This is a genomic window from Aquibaculum arenosum, from assembly GCF_029222965.1.
In the GTDB taxonomy this organism is placed as follows: Bacteria; Pseudomonadota; Alphaproteobacteria; order Kiloniellales; family DSM-21159; genus Aquibaculum; species Aquibaculum arenosum.
Genome location: NZ_JARHUD010000002.1, coordinates 251,190 through 265,410 on the forward strand (window position 1 = coordinate 251,190; position 14,221 = coordinate 265,410).

At 65.7% G+C, this 14,221-nt stretch carries 15 protein-coding genes; 10 read left to right on the top strand and 5 right to left on the bottom strand.

Going from position 1 to position 14,221, the window contains the following annotated elements; genetic code table 11:
- Positions 1–8: 8 nt before the first annotated feature.
- Positions 9–1,403 carry a formimidoylglutamate deiminase gene (locus P2G67_RS04035; protein WP_275820281.1) on the bottom strand — a complete coding sequence of 465 codons (1,395 nt, stop codon included), beginning with the start codon at positions 1,401–1,403 and terminating at the stop codon, positions 9–11.
- Between the two features lie 72 nt (positions 1,404–1,475).
- Here P2G67_RS04035 and hutI point away from each other — a divergent pair, with 72 nt between their 5' ends.
- Positions 1,476–2,696, top strand: coding sequence for an imidazolonepropionase (gene hutI, locus P2G67_RS04040; RefSeq protein WP_275820283.1), 1,221 nt, complete (start codon positions 1,476–1,478; stop codon positions 2,694–2,696).
- Between the two features lie 27 nt (positions 2,697–2,723).
- Here the strand turns inward: hutI and hutG are convergent, their stop codons facing one another.
- On the bottom strand, positions 2,724–3,518 hold the full coding sequence (gene hutG, locus P2G67_RS04045; RefSeq protein ID WP_275820285.1) for an N-formylglutamate deformylase: 795 nt from the start codon (positions 3,516–3,518) through the stop codon (positions 2,724–2,726).
- A gap of 112 nt (positions 3,519–3,630) precedes the next feature.
- Between hutG and hutC the strand changes: the two genes are divergently transcribed.
- From hutC to P2G67_RS04065, 4 genes are all read left to right on the top strand, one after another.
- Positions 3,631–4,392, top strand: coding sequence for a histidine utilization transcriptional repressor HutC (hutC, locus tag P2G67_RS04050; RefSeq protein ID WP_275820287.1), 762 nt, complete (start codon positions 3,631–3,633; stop codon positions 4,390–4,392).
- Positions 4,389–6,065, top strand: coding sequence for a urocanate hydratase (gene hutU / locus P2G67_RS04055; RefSeq protein WP_275820289.1), 1,677 nt, complete (start codon positions 4,389–4,391; stop codon positions 6,063–6,065). The genes hutC and hutU overlap by 4 nt, the downstream gene beginning before the upstream one ends.
- A gap of 30 nt (positions 6,066–6,095) precedes the next feature.
- Positions 6,096–6,695: a class I SAM-dependent methyltransferase gene (locus tag P2G67_RS04060; protein ID WP_275820291.1), complete on the top strand. Its 600-nt coding sequence runs from the start codon at positions 6,096–6,098 to the stop codon at positions 6,693–6,695.
- A 127-nt stretch (positions 6,696–6,822) separates the two neighbouring features.
- A complete protein-coding gene (locus P2G67_RS04065) occupies positions 6,823–8,382 on the top strand; it encodes an OpgD/OpgG family glucan biosynthesis protein (RefSeq protein ID WP_275820293.1) in 1,560 nt (519 codons plus the stop codon).
- 3 nt (positions 8,383–8,385) lie between these two features.
- Here the strand turns inward: P2G67_RS04065 and P2G67_RS04070 are convergent, their stop codons facing one another.
- The 3 genes from P2G67_RS04070 to P2G67_RS04080 form a co-directional block, all read right to left on the bottom strand.
- A complete protein-coding gene (locus tag P2G67_RS04070) occupies positions 8,386–9,036 on the bottom strand; it encodes a tetratricopeptide repeat protein (protein ID WP_275820295.1) in 651 nt (216 codons plus the stop codon).
- 150 nt (positions 9,037–9,186) lie between these two features.
- The gene (locus P2G67_RS04075; RefSeq protein ID WP_275820297.1) at positions 9,187–9,798 is read right to left on the bottom strand and encodes a hypothetical protein; all 612 of its coding nucleotides are present in this window, start codon (positions 9,796–9,798) and stop codon (positions 9,187–9,189) included.
- 105 nt (positions 9,799–9,903) lie between these two features.
- Positions 9,904–11,070 (bottom strand): acetyl-CoA acetyltransferase, encoded by a 1,167-nt coding sequence (locus P2G67_RS04080; protein ID WP_275820299.1) that lies wholly within the window; start codon positions 11,068–11,070, stop codon positions 9,904–9,906.
- Between the two features lie 182 nt (positions 11,071–11,252).
- Between P2G67_RS04080 and P2G67_RS04085 the strand changes: the two genes are divergently transcribed.
- The 5 genes from P2G67_RS04085 to P2G67_RS04105 are packed head-to-tail and all read left to right on the top strand — an operon-like array spanning position 11,253 to position 14,218.
- A complete protein-coding gene (locus P2G67_RS04085) occupies positions 11,253–11,612 on the top strand; it encodes an ArsR/SmtB family transcription factor (RefSeq protein ID WP_275820301.1) in 360 nt (119 codons plus the stop codon).
- Positions 11,609–12,688 carry an ACR3 family arsenite efflux transporter gene (gene arsB, locus P2G67_RS04090; RefSeq protein WP_275820303.1) on the top strand — a complete coding sequence of 360 codons (1,080 nt, stop codon included), beginning with the start codon at positions 11,609–11,611 and terminating at the stop codon, positions 12,686–12,688. Before P2G67_RS04085 ends, arsB begins: the two co-directional genes overlap by 4 nt.
- Complete coding sequence (locus tag P2G67_RS04095; protein WP_275820305.1) at positions 12,685–13,098, top strand: arsenate reductase ArsC; 414 nt, start codon at positions 12,685–12,687, stop codon at positions 13,096–13,098. Before arsB ends, P2G67_RS04095 begins: the two co-directional genes overlap by 4 nt.
- Positions 13,099–13,121: 23 nt before the next feature.
- Positions 13,122–13,607, top strand: coding sequence for a VOC family protein (locus tag P2G67_RS04100; protein ID WP_275820307.1), 486 nt, complete (start codon positions 13,122–13,124; stop codon positions 13,605–13,607).
- Positions 13,604–14,218, top strand: coding sequence for a DUF938 domain-containing protein (locus P2G67_RS04105; protein ID WP_275820309.1), 615 nt, complete (start codon positions 13,604–13,606; stop codon positions 14,216–14,218). The genes P2G67_RS04100 and P2G67_RS04105 overlap by 4 nt, the downstream gene beginning before the upstream one ends.
- Positions 14,219–14,221: the final 3 nt, after the last annotated feature.

A 14,221-nucleotide genomic window follows, 5' to 3' on the forward strand; every position in this document is an offset into this window, starting at 1 on the left:
ATCAACTGTCACACAAGCAAGCGGCTCAGGGCAGCCCGATAGCCCTCCGCCACGGCATCGCGAAGGGGGTGGCGGCCTTCACGCACGACCCAGCGGCCCCCGACCGCAACATCACGCACCGGCAAGGGAAATCCGCCAAAGACCGCCGCGTCGAGCAAAGCATCGCCCTCGCGATTCCACAGCGCCGGGGCAGTGCCGTCCAGAATCAGGAAATCCGCGCGCCGGCCCGGGGCCAGAGCGCCAATCGGGCGACCGCAAGCCTGGCTTCCGCCGGCCAGGGCCTGGCGATAGAGGCTACCACCCAGAGACCCGCCCGCGGCCGGGCGCAAAAGGTTGCGCCGCTGATGCGCCAAGCGCTGCCCGTACTCCAGCAGCCGGAGTTCTTCCCAGGGGCTGACGGAAATGTGGCTGTCGGAGCCGATGCCCCACGTACCCCCGGATCGCTGATAATCGAGCGCCGGAAAGAGTCCGTCGCCCAAATTGGCCTCGGTTGTGGGGCAGAGGCCGGCGACGGCGCCGCTTGCAGCCAGATCGCGGCATTCTCCGGCGTCGATGTGCGTGGCATGCACCAGGCACCAGCGCCGATCCACCTCGAAGCGATCCAAGAGCCAGCGCACCGGCCGCTGGCCCGACCAGAGCAGGCAGTCACGCACTTCCTGAAGCTGTTCCGCCACATGAATGTGGATCGGTGCCCCCGTGTCGAGGCGGTTCAGCGACTCCACCGCCTCGCGCAGTTGTCCTTCGGTCACTGCCCGCAGGGAGTGGGGCGCAATTCCGGTGGCCCGATTGGGGTCCCTCGCCCCATCCTCATACAGCACTTCAACAATCTTCTGAAAGTTGTCGATATCATTAATGAAACGCCGCTGCGCGTCGCCCGGCGGCTGATTACCAAAGCCACCCTGCGCATAGAGCACCGGCAGCAAGGTCAGGCCCATGCCCGTCTCACTGGCCGCCGCCACCACCCGTCGCCCCATCTCCGCTGGATCGGCGTAAGGGCGTCCGTTGGGTGCGTGATGGAGATAGTGAAACTCGGCAGCCGCGGTGTAGCCCGCCTCCAGCATCTCGACATAGAGCTGCGAAGCGATGGCCTGAGCTTCTTCCGGCCCCAAGCGGTCGACGAAGCGGTACATGACCTCTCGCCAGGTCCAGAAGGAGTCCTCCGGCGCACTGGCATGCTCCGCCAGTCCGGCCATGGCGCGCTGGAAGGCATGGCCGTGCAGATTAGGCATTCCGGGCAGCAGAGGACCGGCAGCCCGCTCCGCATCGCCTGGCGCGACACCGGCCTCGATGCGCTGGATCCAACCGGCCTCGTCGATCTCGATCAGCACATCGTTCGCCCAACCCTCCGCCAGCATGGCCGACGGCGCGTAAAGACGGGTTAGGGTGGGAAAAAGGGCGCTCATGAGGCTATCTCTTGCAATGCAGGGGCGGGCCCGAAAGCATAGCCTGCCGATGAATGAGGAGACCAGAGCGACATGCCTGCGTGGGATCTGCTGATCACGAATGCCCGTCTCGCCACCATGGAGAAGGGCGCCGCTCCCTATGGCGCGATCGAACCCGGTGCCTTGGCCGTCGCACAGGGTCGGATCGTCTGGTTGGGGCCCCAGGCTGAATTGCCGCGCGGCGAGGCTGCTGAGTTCTACGACGCGGAAGGTCGTTGGGTAACCCCGGGGCTCGTCGACTGCCACACCCATCTGGTCTATGGCGGCGATCGAGCAGCGGAGTTTGAGTTGCGCCTGCAGGGCGCGAGCTATGAGGAGATCGCGCGCGCCGGCGGCGGCATCCTCTCAACCGTCACCGCCACCCGTGCCGCCACCGAAGACGAGCTGCTCTCTGGCGCCCTGCCCCGCGCCCGCGCGCTGCTGCGCGAAGGCGTCACCACCATCGAAATTAAATCGGGTTACGGACTCGAGCTCAACCAGGAACTTAAGCAGCTGCGGGTCGCCCGGCGGCTACAGGAGCAACTGCCGCTGAGCGTGCGCACCACCTTCCTGGGCGCCCATGCCGTTCCGCCCGAGTACAAGGGCCGCAGCGAAGACTATCTCCAGAGCGTGTTGGCCATGCTCCCGGAAGTCGCCGCTTCCGGGCTCGCCGACGCGCTGGACGCCTTCTGCGAGACCATTGCCTTCACCCCGGAGCAGACCGAGCGCCTCTTCACGGCGGCGCGCGACGCCGGCCTGCCGGTCAAGCTGCATGCGGACCAGCTCTCCAACTCGCAAGGCGCGGCGCTGGCCGCGCGCTTCGGCGCGCTGTCGGCTGATCATCTGGAGCACACCAATGAGGAGGGCGCCGCAGCCATGGCAGCCGCCGGTACGGTGGCGGTCCTGCTGCCCGGCGCTTTCTATTTTCTGCGCGAGACCAAGCTGCCGCCCATGGAGGCCTTTCGCCGGCATGGCGTGGGAATGGCACTGGCCAGCGACTGCAATCCCGGCAGCTCGCCGGTGACATCGCTGCTGCTGATGCTGTCCATGGGCTGCACCTATTTCCGCATGACGCCGGAAGAAGCGCTGGCCGGGGTTACGCGCGAAGGTGCCCGGGCCCTGGGCCTGGGCGAAAGCCACGGCACCCTGTCCGTGGGCAAGGTGGCGGATCTGGCGGTCTGGGACATCGTGCGGCCGGCTGAACTCGCCTACCGCGTCGGCTTCAATCCGCTTCACCGCTGCTACAAGGAAGGGCGCGCCGTCGAACTCACCTGAGGCTCAGGGCCTCAAGAAACAGGGGCGTTAGCCGACTGCTTCAAGCGCACCAAGCCCCGCCTCGACCATCCGGCGCAGGACCGGTCGGATTCCTGCCGCAAGATCATCGCGGAAGGCAAAGGGCGGCGCCTCGTCCATGTAGGTCGCCCAGGAGAGCTCAAGCTGGACCGCGTGAAGGCCCTGCTCGGGCTGGCCATAGTGTCGGGTGATGTAGCCACCCTTGAAGCGACCGTCGACAACGTGGCCGTACTCTGGGTCTCGGGCCACCTCGGCCACAGCGTCGATCACTGATGGCGCGGCCGTCACCCCACCACCACTGCCGATGTTGAGATCGGGAAGCTGGCCCTCAAAGAAGCGCGGCACGCGGCTGCAGATGGAGTGAGCATCCCAGAGCAGCACACGCCCGTGTTCAGCTTGCAGCGCGGCAAGACAGGCGGCCAGTCTGTCATGATAGGGCTGCCAGTAGAGCCGGCGCCGCTCGGCCACCTCGTTCTCATCCGGCGCCTGCCCAGGGCGATAGAGCGGCGCATTGGCAAAACTGGTTGTCGGACAGAGCTCAGTATTGCTGGCGCCGGGATAGAGCGGCCGGCCTTCCGGGTGACGGTTCAAGTCGATCACGTAGCGCGAGTGGGTGGCGGTCAGGATGTTGGCGCCCAGGTCGTCCAGAAAGTCGTAGAGCTGGTCCACATGCCAATCGGTGTCGGGCAGCGTAAGCGCATCCGCGGTCATGCGCGCGGCGATCTGCTCGGGCACGTGGGTTCCCACGTGCGGCATCGACACCAGCAGCGGCGCCGGACCGGCTTTGAAGCGAAAGGCTTCCATCACAGTTCTCCGAGATCAGATTCACGGCCCGCCTGGGTGCCCGGGCCACCCGGAAGTTAGCAGACTGGCGCGCTGTCGCCGACTTGTCTATACAAGCTGCTGGAGGTTGCCATTGGCTGAAGCGCTGCGCAACAAGGATGGCATGGAGGAGCCCCGCTACCGACAGGTGGCGGAGCACGTGCGCGCCCGTATCGCCGAAGGCACATGGCCGCCCGGCGCCAAGGTGCCTTCGGAGAATGAGCTGACACGCAGTCTCGGTGTCTCCCGCATGACCGCGAACCGCGCCTTGCGCGAACTGGCAGCCGAAGGGGTGCTTGAGCGGGTGCAGGGTTTGGGCACCTTCGTCGCCGCCCCCAAGCCGCAGTCGGAACTGCTGCGCATCCGCAACATACGCGAAGAGATCGAGGAGCGCGGCCACACGCACAGTTGCCAGGTGCTGCTGCTTGAAGACTGCAAGGTCGAAGGCGAACTGGCTGCAGCTCTTGGACTTTCTCCGGAATCGCACGCATTCCATTCGAGGCTGTTGCATCTGGAAAGCGACGTTCCCGCCGCCCTGGAAGAACGCTGGGTCAATCCGGCTTTCGCCTCGGACTACGATCGCCAGGACTTCACGCGTATCACACCCAACGAGTATCTGACCGGCCTGGGCCAGATCGAAGCGGCAGAGCACGTCATCGAGGCAGTGCGCCCGCGCGCCGAGATTCGCCGTCGGCTTGCGCTCAAGGCCGATGATCCTTGCCTGCTGCTCACGCGGCGCACCTGGTCGGGCGGCATGATCGCCAGCCGCGCCCGTTTCTTCTATCCCGGCCCACGCTACCGCCTTGCGGGCCGGCAGCTTTTCACCGCTTCTGCCAACGCCGGAGGTTCGTCATGACCAGCCATCCCCGCCTCGACAATGCCCGCAAGATCAAGTCGCCGCGGGGCACCGAGATCAGCGCCAAATCCTGGCTCACCGAAGCGCCCCTGCGCATGCTGATGAACAACCTGGATCAGGAGGTGGCCGAACGCCCGGAGGAGTTGGTTGTCTACGGCGGCATCGGCCGGGCGGCGCGGGACTGGAAGTCCTTTGATCGCATGGTGGCCTGCCTGCGCGACTTGGAGTCGGACGAGACACTGTTGGTCCAGTCTGGCAAGCCGGTGGGCGTCTTCCGCACCCACAAGGACGCGCCGCGGGTGCTGATCGCCAACTCCAACCTGGTGCCACACTGGGCCACCTGGGAGCACTTCAACAGCCTCGATAAGGTTGGGCTGATGATGTACGGCCAGATGACCGCCGGTTCCTGGATCTACATCGGCAGCCAAGGCATCGTACAGGGCACCTATGAGACGTTTGTCGAGGTGGGCCGACGCCACTACGGCGGCGACCTCAAGGGCAAGTGGATCCTCACCGGTGGCCTGGGCGGCATGGGCGGTGCACAGCCTCTGGCAGCCACCATGGCCGGCGCCTCGATGCTCGCCGTGGAATGCCAGCCGAGCCGAATCGAAAAGCGTTTGGAAACCGGATACCTGGACCGCTCTTCTCAGGATCTGGATGAGGCACTGGCCATCATTCATGACGCCTGCGCCAAGGGCGAGGCCGTGTCAGTCGGCCTGCTGGGCAACGCGGCCGAGGTCTTTCCGGAACTGGTGAAGCGCGGTGTGCGACCTGACGCCGTCACCGACCAGACCAGCGCGCACGATCCGCTGAACGGCTACCTGCCCGCCGGCTGGTCTCTCGACGAGTGGGAGCAGCGCCGCAACAGTGACTCGGAGGGGACGGTACAGGCGGCTAAGGAATCCATGAAGGTGCAGGTCCGGGCCATGCTGGCCTTCCATCGCAGCGGCGTGCCCACCCTCGACTATGGCAACAACATCCGCCAGATGGCCAAGGAGATGGGCGAGGCCGACGCCTTCGCCTTCCCGGGCTTCGTGCCGGCCTACATCCGCCCGCTTTTCTGCCGCGGCATCGGGCCCTTCCGCTGGGCCGCGCTCTCGGGCGACCCGGAAGACATCTATCGCACCGACCAGAAGGTGAAGGAGCTGATCCCCGACGATCCTCACCTGCACAACTGGCTCGACATGGCGCGCGAGCGCATCCACTTCCAGGGTCTGCCCGCGCGCATCTGCTGGGTCGGCCTGGGCCAACGCCATCGTTTGGGACTCGCCTTCAACGAGATGGTGGCCAAGGGCGAGCTGAAAGCACCCATCGTCATCGGGCGCGATCATCTCGACAGCGGCTCCGTCGCTAGTCCGAACCGCGAGACGGAGGCCATGCGCGACGGCTCCGATGCGGTGTCCGACTGGCCCCTGCTGAACGCCCTGCTCAACACCGCCAGCGGCGCCACCTGGGTTTCCCTGCACCACGGCGGCGGTGTCGGCATGGGCTTCAGCCAGCACGCCGGCATGGTCGTGGTCTGCGACGGCACGGAAGATGCGGCGCGGCGCCTGGAACGCGTGCTTTGGAACGACCCGGCAACCGGCGTGATGCGCCATGCCGACGCGGGCTATGAGGAGGCCCTCGACTGCGCCCGCGAGCAGGGCTTGAACCTGCCGATGCTGGACGACTGATCCGAACCGCGCCCAGCAGGCGAGCAAGCGATGTCGGAGGAGCAGAAGCGCTGGCAGGGCTATTATCGTGCGGTGGAGGGGCGTCCGCCGCGCCCCACTCTGCTGCGCGCATTGGAGACATTTGCGCGGGAGAGCGTGGCGCCGGGGCAGGCCATCGACCTTGGTGCTGGTACCGGCCGCGACAGCCTGGAACTGCTCCGCCGGGGATGGCAGGTCTTGGCCATTGATGGGCAGGCAGACGCACTCGCGACACTCGAAAGCAAGGCTCCGGCCGGCAGCCGCCTGGAAACACGCGCCTGTCGCTTCCAGGATCTGGATGCCCTTCCGCCCTGCCGTCTGATCAATGCCAGCTTTTCCTTGCCCTTCTGTCCTCCTGCCGCCTTTCCCCAGCTCTGGCGACTCATCGGGGACAGCCTCAGTCCAGGCGGACGCTTTGCCGGCCAGTTGCTGGGACCGGGCGACGACTGGGCCGCCTCGGGCGGCGTGACCAGTCTGGACCGGCAGGCGCTGGACCGGCTGCTCTCGGGCTGGTCGGTGGAGCTATGCGAAGAGGAGGAAAGCGACAGCACAACCGCCAAAGGGGTGAGAAAGCACTGGCACCTCTACCACCTCGTTCTGCGAAAGCCGTAACGCCCGTTGGCGGCGCCCTCGATGAGGACTCGCTGTACTCCAGATGCCTGCTGCCAAGCGAAACTTTCCTGCTATGATCCCGGCCTTGCACGGGGGGCATCGGCCGGACCGCAGCGAAGGGTTCTTCATGCCAGATTTATCTCGACGAGGTTTGCTCACCGCCGCAGCGGCATTGGGGTTGGCGAGCCTGGCGCAGCCCGTGACCGCATTGCGGGCACAGGGTCTCGAGCTTGGACCGCCTGAGCCCTTCGATTTTGAACTGGTACGATCGCTCGCACGCTCCCTCGCGGCGCTGCCGCATGTGGAACCGCCGCTTACCCACGAAGACTTCGTGCGCAGCATCAATCCTCACCGACATGGCCGCATTCGCTTCAAGCCCGAATACGAGATTTGGCAGGAGTCGCTCTTTCCCCTGCGCCCGCATCACCGGGGTCATTGGTTTCCCTACCCGGTCGGGCTCAACATCGTTGAAGACGGACAGGCGCGAAAACTGATCTTCAATCCGGACGCCTTCGATTACAGCGAACTGGGAATTGAGGAGCCGATCCCCGACGACCTGGGATTCGCAGGCTTTCGCCTGATGAACGGTCCGGAAAGCACCCGCGACTGGCTGTCATTCCTCGGTGCGTCCTATTTCCGCGCATCGGGAGAGCAGGACCAGTATGGAGCCTCAGCCCGCGCGGTCGCGATCGACACCGCCCTGCCCGAGCGCGAAGAGGAGTTCCCCTATTTCTCGCGCTTCTGGGTGGAGCGGGCACCGCAGGATAGCCGCCGGGTGCTGGTCTATGCGCTGCTCGAAGGCGCAAGCCTGACCGGCGCCTATCGCTTCGACATCCGCTATGAACGCGGCGTGGTCATGGAGGTGGAGTCGGAGCTTTCCATCCGGAAAAGCATCGAGCGGCTCGGTTTCAGCCCCCTCACTTCCATGTACTGGTTCGGCCAGCACGACCGCGAGCAGGCCGCCGACTGGCGCCCCCGCATACATGACAGCGACGGACTGGCCATGTGGACCGGTGCCGGCGAACGCATCTGGCGGCCACTCAACAACCCCGGCGGCCTGCGTAGCAACAGCTTCTTGGACACCTCCCCGCGCGGCTTCGGCCTGATGCAGCGCGAACGCCGCTTCGATGCCTATCAGGACGACTCGCACTTCTATGAGCGCCGTCCCAGCGTCTGGGTGGAACCGCTGGGCGATTGGGGAAGCGGCTCGGTGCAGTTGATTGAGATTCCCACCGACCACGAGGACATGGACAACATCGTCGCCTTCTGGGTGCCGCAGACACCGCCCGAGCCGGGCTCACGCCTTTCGCTCTCCTACCGCCTCCATTGGCTTGCCGAGGAGCCCTATCCGCCGCGCGCCGTCGCACGCGTCGTGGCCACCCGCAGCGGCCCGGCCGGTGTCCCGGGCAATCGCACCGAGAACGGCCGCAAGTTCGTGATCGACTTCGAAGGCGGCCCCCTGGAGGAGCTGGTACGCAGCGAGCCTGTGGAGCCTGTCATCTCCGCACCCAGCGGCGAGATTCAAGGCCCCTATGCGATCCAGATCGTCGGCACCAACCGCTGGCGGGCGGTCTTTGATCTGGTGGGCGCCGAGGGCGACGCGCTGGACCTGCGCCTCTATCTGCGCCTGGGGAAGAAAACGCTGAGCGAAACCTGGCTTTACCAGTACCTGCCGCAGCAGGCCTGAGAGCTACTGCGCCGCCAGCGATTCTGCGCGGGATCGTTCGGAGGCCGCCATGCCCTCGCCAACCGCCACGACTGCCGCTCCAGACCCGGAGACACCGGCGGCGCGGGCGCGAAGCAGCCAGGCAAGCGCCGTCACCTCATCCTTGGCCGGTTGTTTCAGTTCCAGAAGACCGCGATTCAGCGCGGCCTCTACAACACCGCCGGCATAGGCCTGTTCATAAAGGGCAGCGGCTGCCTCCAAATCGAGGTCCAGGCCCTGGGCATTTTCCAGCATGACAGCGAGATTGAAGGCTGCCGGGGCATGCCCCCGCTCAGCCGCGCTGCGGTACCAGTGCGCAGCGGCGGTGGGATCCTCGGTCTTAAGCTGTTGTGCCAGGCGCCACTGTGCCTGCAAATGACCCTGCCGGGCGGCGGCGGCATACCAGTGCTCCGCCAATTCAGGGTCCGCTCCGACGCCGATGCCTTCCTCGTAAAGCTGGCCCAGGCGGTACTGGGCTTCCGCATCGCCGCGCTCGGCGAGCCTTTCGTACCAGCCCGGCCCCACACGCTCGTGCCAGGGGAGGTCAAGCCACAGGCTCTCCTCGGCCAGCGACGGCCCGGCCGCAGCAACAGCCATCCCCAGTGCGAACAGACCTCCGCGCAGGAAGTCTCGCATTCACCCCTCCCGAATCCCGCCCCGGCGCCGATGGGTCATCGGCACGATGGTTCCGAACGCAGGCTGTATAGCCCGGATCATCCTTGTTCGAAACCACAAGCGCTGGGAAGCGACAGTAGAATCTTGGCTGTATTCAAGTCGCTAGAGACGCTATCGCCACCTGGCAAGCAGAGTACGGCGCACCACGATCTCGGCCACCCGGATGGCGTCGGCGAGGTCCTGTGCTTCGGGCGCTTCGTCGGCTTGGGCGCGTTCCGAGATCCGGCGGTCAAGGGCCAGCGCCAGGTCGGCAGCACATTCTCCGATGTCGTCGAGATCGTCTTCCGACTCCAATTGTTCCAGGCAGGCGGCGACGATCTCGCCGGGCGCCGTTGCTGCTGCCCGCAGAGCATCGGCACTGCCGGCGGCAACGGCGGCCCAAGCACTGGCCCGTCGTTCCACCAAACGCGGGTTCTCCCGATGGAGCGCGAGGTCGAGGGGATCGAGGCAAGAGCGCGCAAGGGCCTCGCTGCCGCGCTCAGTCAATTGAAAGCCGCTGTCGGACTCCATCACAAGACCGTCACGCTGCAGCAGGTCCAGAGCCTCTTCCACCCTGACGCGCTCGCGACTGGGCAGCGGCCGCTCGAACGCGATATCGACGAGGCCCGGCCGACGCTGGCCGCCGACCAGCACCTGGCGGGCCAGCGGCCCTTCCCGGTCGAGCGTGGCCAGCAAGGCCAGCTTCAGATCCCGATAGGTCAAACGCGCGGCATACCGGCTCATAGCCCCTCCGTCGCCCTGCGAGTGCACCCCTAAGTCTAACGGTACACCGCCTAACGATTCACCGCCTAACGATACACTGCGCCGAACCGCAAACGCGGCGCTGCCTCAGCGCAGTGGCTCGAGGATCGACACGTAGTTGGCGACCGCAGCACCACCCATGTTGAAAATGCCTGCCAGCTTCGGGGCGCGCAGCTGCATCTCCCCGGCGGTGTTGGTCAACTGCATCGATGCCATAACGTGCATAGACACGCCGGTGGCCCCGATGGGATGGCCCTTGGACTTGAGCCCGCCGGAGGGATTGACCGGCAGCTTGCCGTCCTTGCGCGTCCAGCCTTCCATTGCGGCACGGGCGCCCTGGCCGCGCTCGGTCAGACCCATGGCCTCGTACTCGATCAGCTCGGCAATGGTGAAGCAGTCATGGGTCTCGACGAAGGACAGGTCCTCCAGCGAGACGCGGGCCTTGTCGAAGGCCTGTTTCCAGGCAACCTCACAGCCCTCGAACAGCAGGATATCGCGCTTGGAGAGCGGCAGATAGTCGTTCACGTGCACCGCGGCGCGAAACGCGATGGCCTTGTCCATGCCCAGCGCAGTGTCCACGTCGGTCAGCACCAATGCTGCCGCGCCATCGGATACCAGCGAGCAATCCGTGCGTTTGAGAGGGCCGGCCACGTAGGGGTTCTTGTCCGAGGGATTGCGGCAGAATTCGAAGCCCAGGTCCTTCTGCATTTGCGCCAGGGGGTTCACCGCGCCGTTGTGATGGTTCTTTGCCGCGATCTGCGCCAGGGCATCGGACTGGTCGCCGTGGCGCTGGAAGTACTGCGCCGCGATCTGCCCGAACACGCCGGCAAAGCCACCTTCGATGTTGCCCTCCTCCTTGATGTAGGAGGCCTTGAGCAGGTTGGCGCCGATCTCCGGACCCGGCAGGCCGGTCATCTTCTCCACGCCCACCACCAGTACGAAGCGTCCCTGCTTGGCTGCGATGGTCTTCAGGCCCTGGTGAATGGCGGCAGACCCGGTGGCACAGGCGTTCTCGACCCGGGTGGCCGGCTTGAAGCGGAAGGCGTCCGAGGCCTGAAGCACCAGCGAAGCCGGAAACCCTTGTGGCGAGAAGCCCTCGCCGAAGGAGCCGAGAACGATCTCGTCGATGTCCGAGGGATCGAGCCCGGCATCGGCCACCGCCTGGGTGGCGACCTGCGCGATCAGGGACTCGGTATCGTCATTCTCGTGCTTGCCGAAGGGCGTGTGCGCCCAGCCAACGATACAGGCGGTCATGGCTTCTCCTCTCCGCTGCGACGGTTGCGGTCGGTCGCAGACATTGGGTTTTCGCTCTCTCATATAGCGCCCCAACCCGCCCCTCGCCAGACACCGGCCGGGAATCGACATAAGGGAGTTCGGCCTTGCAGCAACGGCCGGGCAAATCTATCGTTCATCGACGAATGGCGATGGACATTTAGATGACCCAGATAACCGCAAGTCCCCCGCCTTCCGCAACGACTGCCTCCGACCAGACGGTGGCCGCGCTGGCCAAGGCGCTGGCCCACCCGGCACGGGTGCGCATCGTGCGCAAGCTGCTGGCCACGCCCTCGTGTATCGGCTGCGACCTGGTGGACGACGTGGGCCTGGCGCAGTCCACCGTTTCGGAGCATCTGCGCATCCTGAAGGCCGCCGGGATCGTGGTCGGCGAGATCGAGCGGCCGCGGGTCTGCTACTCGCTCAATCCCGCCAGCGTGTCGCCGCTTTCGCTCTTGCTTACCGAAATCAGCACCTGCGCTTGCGAACCCACGTCATCGGCCAGGGAGCAGTGCCACCCATGAGTTCCTTCGAACGCTATCTTTCCCTCTGGGTCGGCCTGTGCATCGTGGCGGGCCTGCTGCTCGGCAGCTTCGCCCCCGGGATCTTCGAGCTGCTGGCCGGCTGGGAATATGCCTCGGTCAATCTGCTGATCGCAGTGCTGATCTGGATGATGGTCTACCCCATGATGGTCAACGTGGACTTCTCCAGTCTGCGTCACATCGGGGAGCGGCCGAAGGGCCTCGTCATCACCCTGGTGGTCAACTGGCTGATCAAGCCCTTCACCATGGCGGCGCTGGGCGTGCTCTTCTTCGAGTACCTCTTCGCCGGCTGGATCGATCCTGCCAATGCCTCCCAGTACATCGCGGGTCTCATCCTTCTCGGCGCAGCCCCCTGCACCGCCATGGTTTTCATCTGGTCGCAGCTCACCCGGGGCGATGCGACCTACACGTTGGTGCAGGTCTCGGTGAACGACATCATCATGATCTTCGCCTTTGCGCCCATCGTCGCATTGCTGCTCGGCGTCACCGATCTCTCGGTGCCCTGGGAAACGCTGCTGCTGTCGGTGGGGCTTTATGTGGTCATCCCGCTTGCAGCCGGCGCGTTCACCCGCCAGCAACTGGTGCGCCACGCCCGTAACGGCACCAATGGGGAGGCCCGCGTTGCCCGCTTTACGGCCCAGGTGAAGCCCTTCTCGGTGCTCGGCCTGCTGGCCACAGTTGTCCTGCTCTTCGGTTTCCAGGGTGAGGTGATCCTCGAGCAGCCACTGCTCATTGCCCTGATCACCGTGCCGCTGCTCATCCAGTCCTACGGCATCTTCGCGATCGCGTTCGGCGCCGCTTGGCTCTGGCGGGTGCCTTACAATGTGGCCGCACCCTGCGCTCTCATCGGCACCTCGAACTTCTTCGAACTGGCCGTGGCGGTGGCGATCGGGCTTTTCGGCCTGAACTCGGGCGCCGCCCTGGTCACCGTGGTGGGGGTTCTGGTCGAGGTGCCCGTGATGCTCTCCCTGGTCGCCCTGGCCAATCGCTCCCGGGCGCATTTCGAGCGGCGTGCCGCCGAGCCCCTTCTCACAGCCAGCAAGGACCCCGTGCGATGAAGCGCATCCTCTTCCTCTGCGTCGCCAACTCTGCGCGCAGCCAGATGGCCGAAGGGCTCGCCCGCCGTACCTTTGGCAACCGGGCAGAGGTTCTGAGCGCGGGCTCGCAGCCCGCCACGGTCAATCCCTACGCCATCGAAGCCATGGCCGAAGTCGGCATCGACATCTCGCAGCATCGCTCCAAGTCCGTGGACGAGATCGATGTCACTGCGCTCGATCTAGTGATCACGCTCTGCGCCGAAGAGGTCTGCCCCATCCTTCCCGGCTCGGTCCGGCGGCTGCACTGGCCGATTCCCGATCCGGCGGTCAAGGACGGCTCTTTGCCCGCGGAGGAGATGCGCACACGCTTTCGCTCGGCGCGCGATGCGATTCGTGGCAGACTGGCCAGCCTGGAGCCGCTTCTGGACTGATCAAAGCCAAAGGGAGGAAGGCGATGCTCAAGGGCCTCCATCACGCCGCCTATCGCTGCCGCGATTCCGAAGAGACCCGGGCGTTCTACGAGGACTTCCTTGGCCTGCCGCTGGTGCACGTCATCGAGATCACGCAGACGAAGAGCGCGCGCGAGACCCATGTGCTGCACAGCTTCTATCGTATGGATGACGGCTCGCACATCGCCTTCTTCGAAGCGCCGGACATGCCCTTCGACTTCAAGGATCAGCACGACTTTGACCTGCACATCGCACTGCAGGTGGATCCGCCGGTGTTGGACAACATGCTGGAAAAGGGGCGCGCCGCCGGCATGGAGACGCGGGGGCCGGCGGATCACGGCTTCATCCGCTCCATCTACTTTCGCGACCCCAACGGCTATGTGGTGGAATTGACGGCGCTCACCGGCGAAGCAGCGCCGCCGGAAGATGCGCACGCGGCGCTTTCCTCCTGGCAGCAGCGCAAACCAAAAGCCGTGGAAGGGGCCCAATGAGCCCCGGCGAGGCCCAGCACGCGCCGGCAACGCTGCGCAACCGGGAACCCATTCGCAAGATACTCGAAGAGGTGCTGCCTGCCTCGGGGCTGGTGCTGGAAATTGCGGCGGGCACCGGCGAACACGCGGTGCACTTTGCCGCCGCCTGTCCCGGCGTGATCTGGCAGCCAAGCGATCCCGATCCGGCAGCACGGCGATCCATCGCTGCCCATGCCGCACAAGCCGCGCTCGCCAACCTGCGCCCTCCCCTGAAGATCGACGTCAGTCGCCCGGATTGGCACCTGGCACTCGAAGAGAAGCCGGCCGCCATCCTGGCCGTGAACATGGTCCACATCTCCCCCTGGGAGGCCACGCTCGGCTTGCTCCAGGGGGCCGGCGCGGCTCTCCCCAGCGGCGGTCCCTTGATCCTCTACGGCCCCTACCGCCGAAAGGATGCACCCACCGCGCCCAGCAACGAGTCTTTCGACGAGAGCCTGCAGGCCCGCGATCCGCGCTGGGGCTTGCGCCTGCTGGAAGACGTGACCCAGCAGGCCAAAGCCGAGGGTCTGGTGCTGGAGCGTGTGGTGGAGATGCCGGCGAACAACCTGACGGTCGTCTATCGGAAGCGCTGAGCT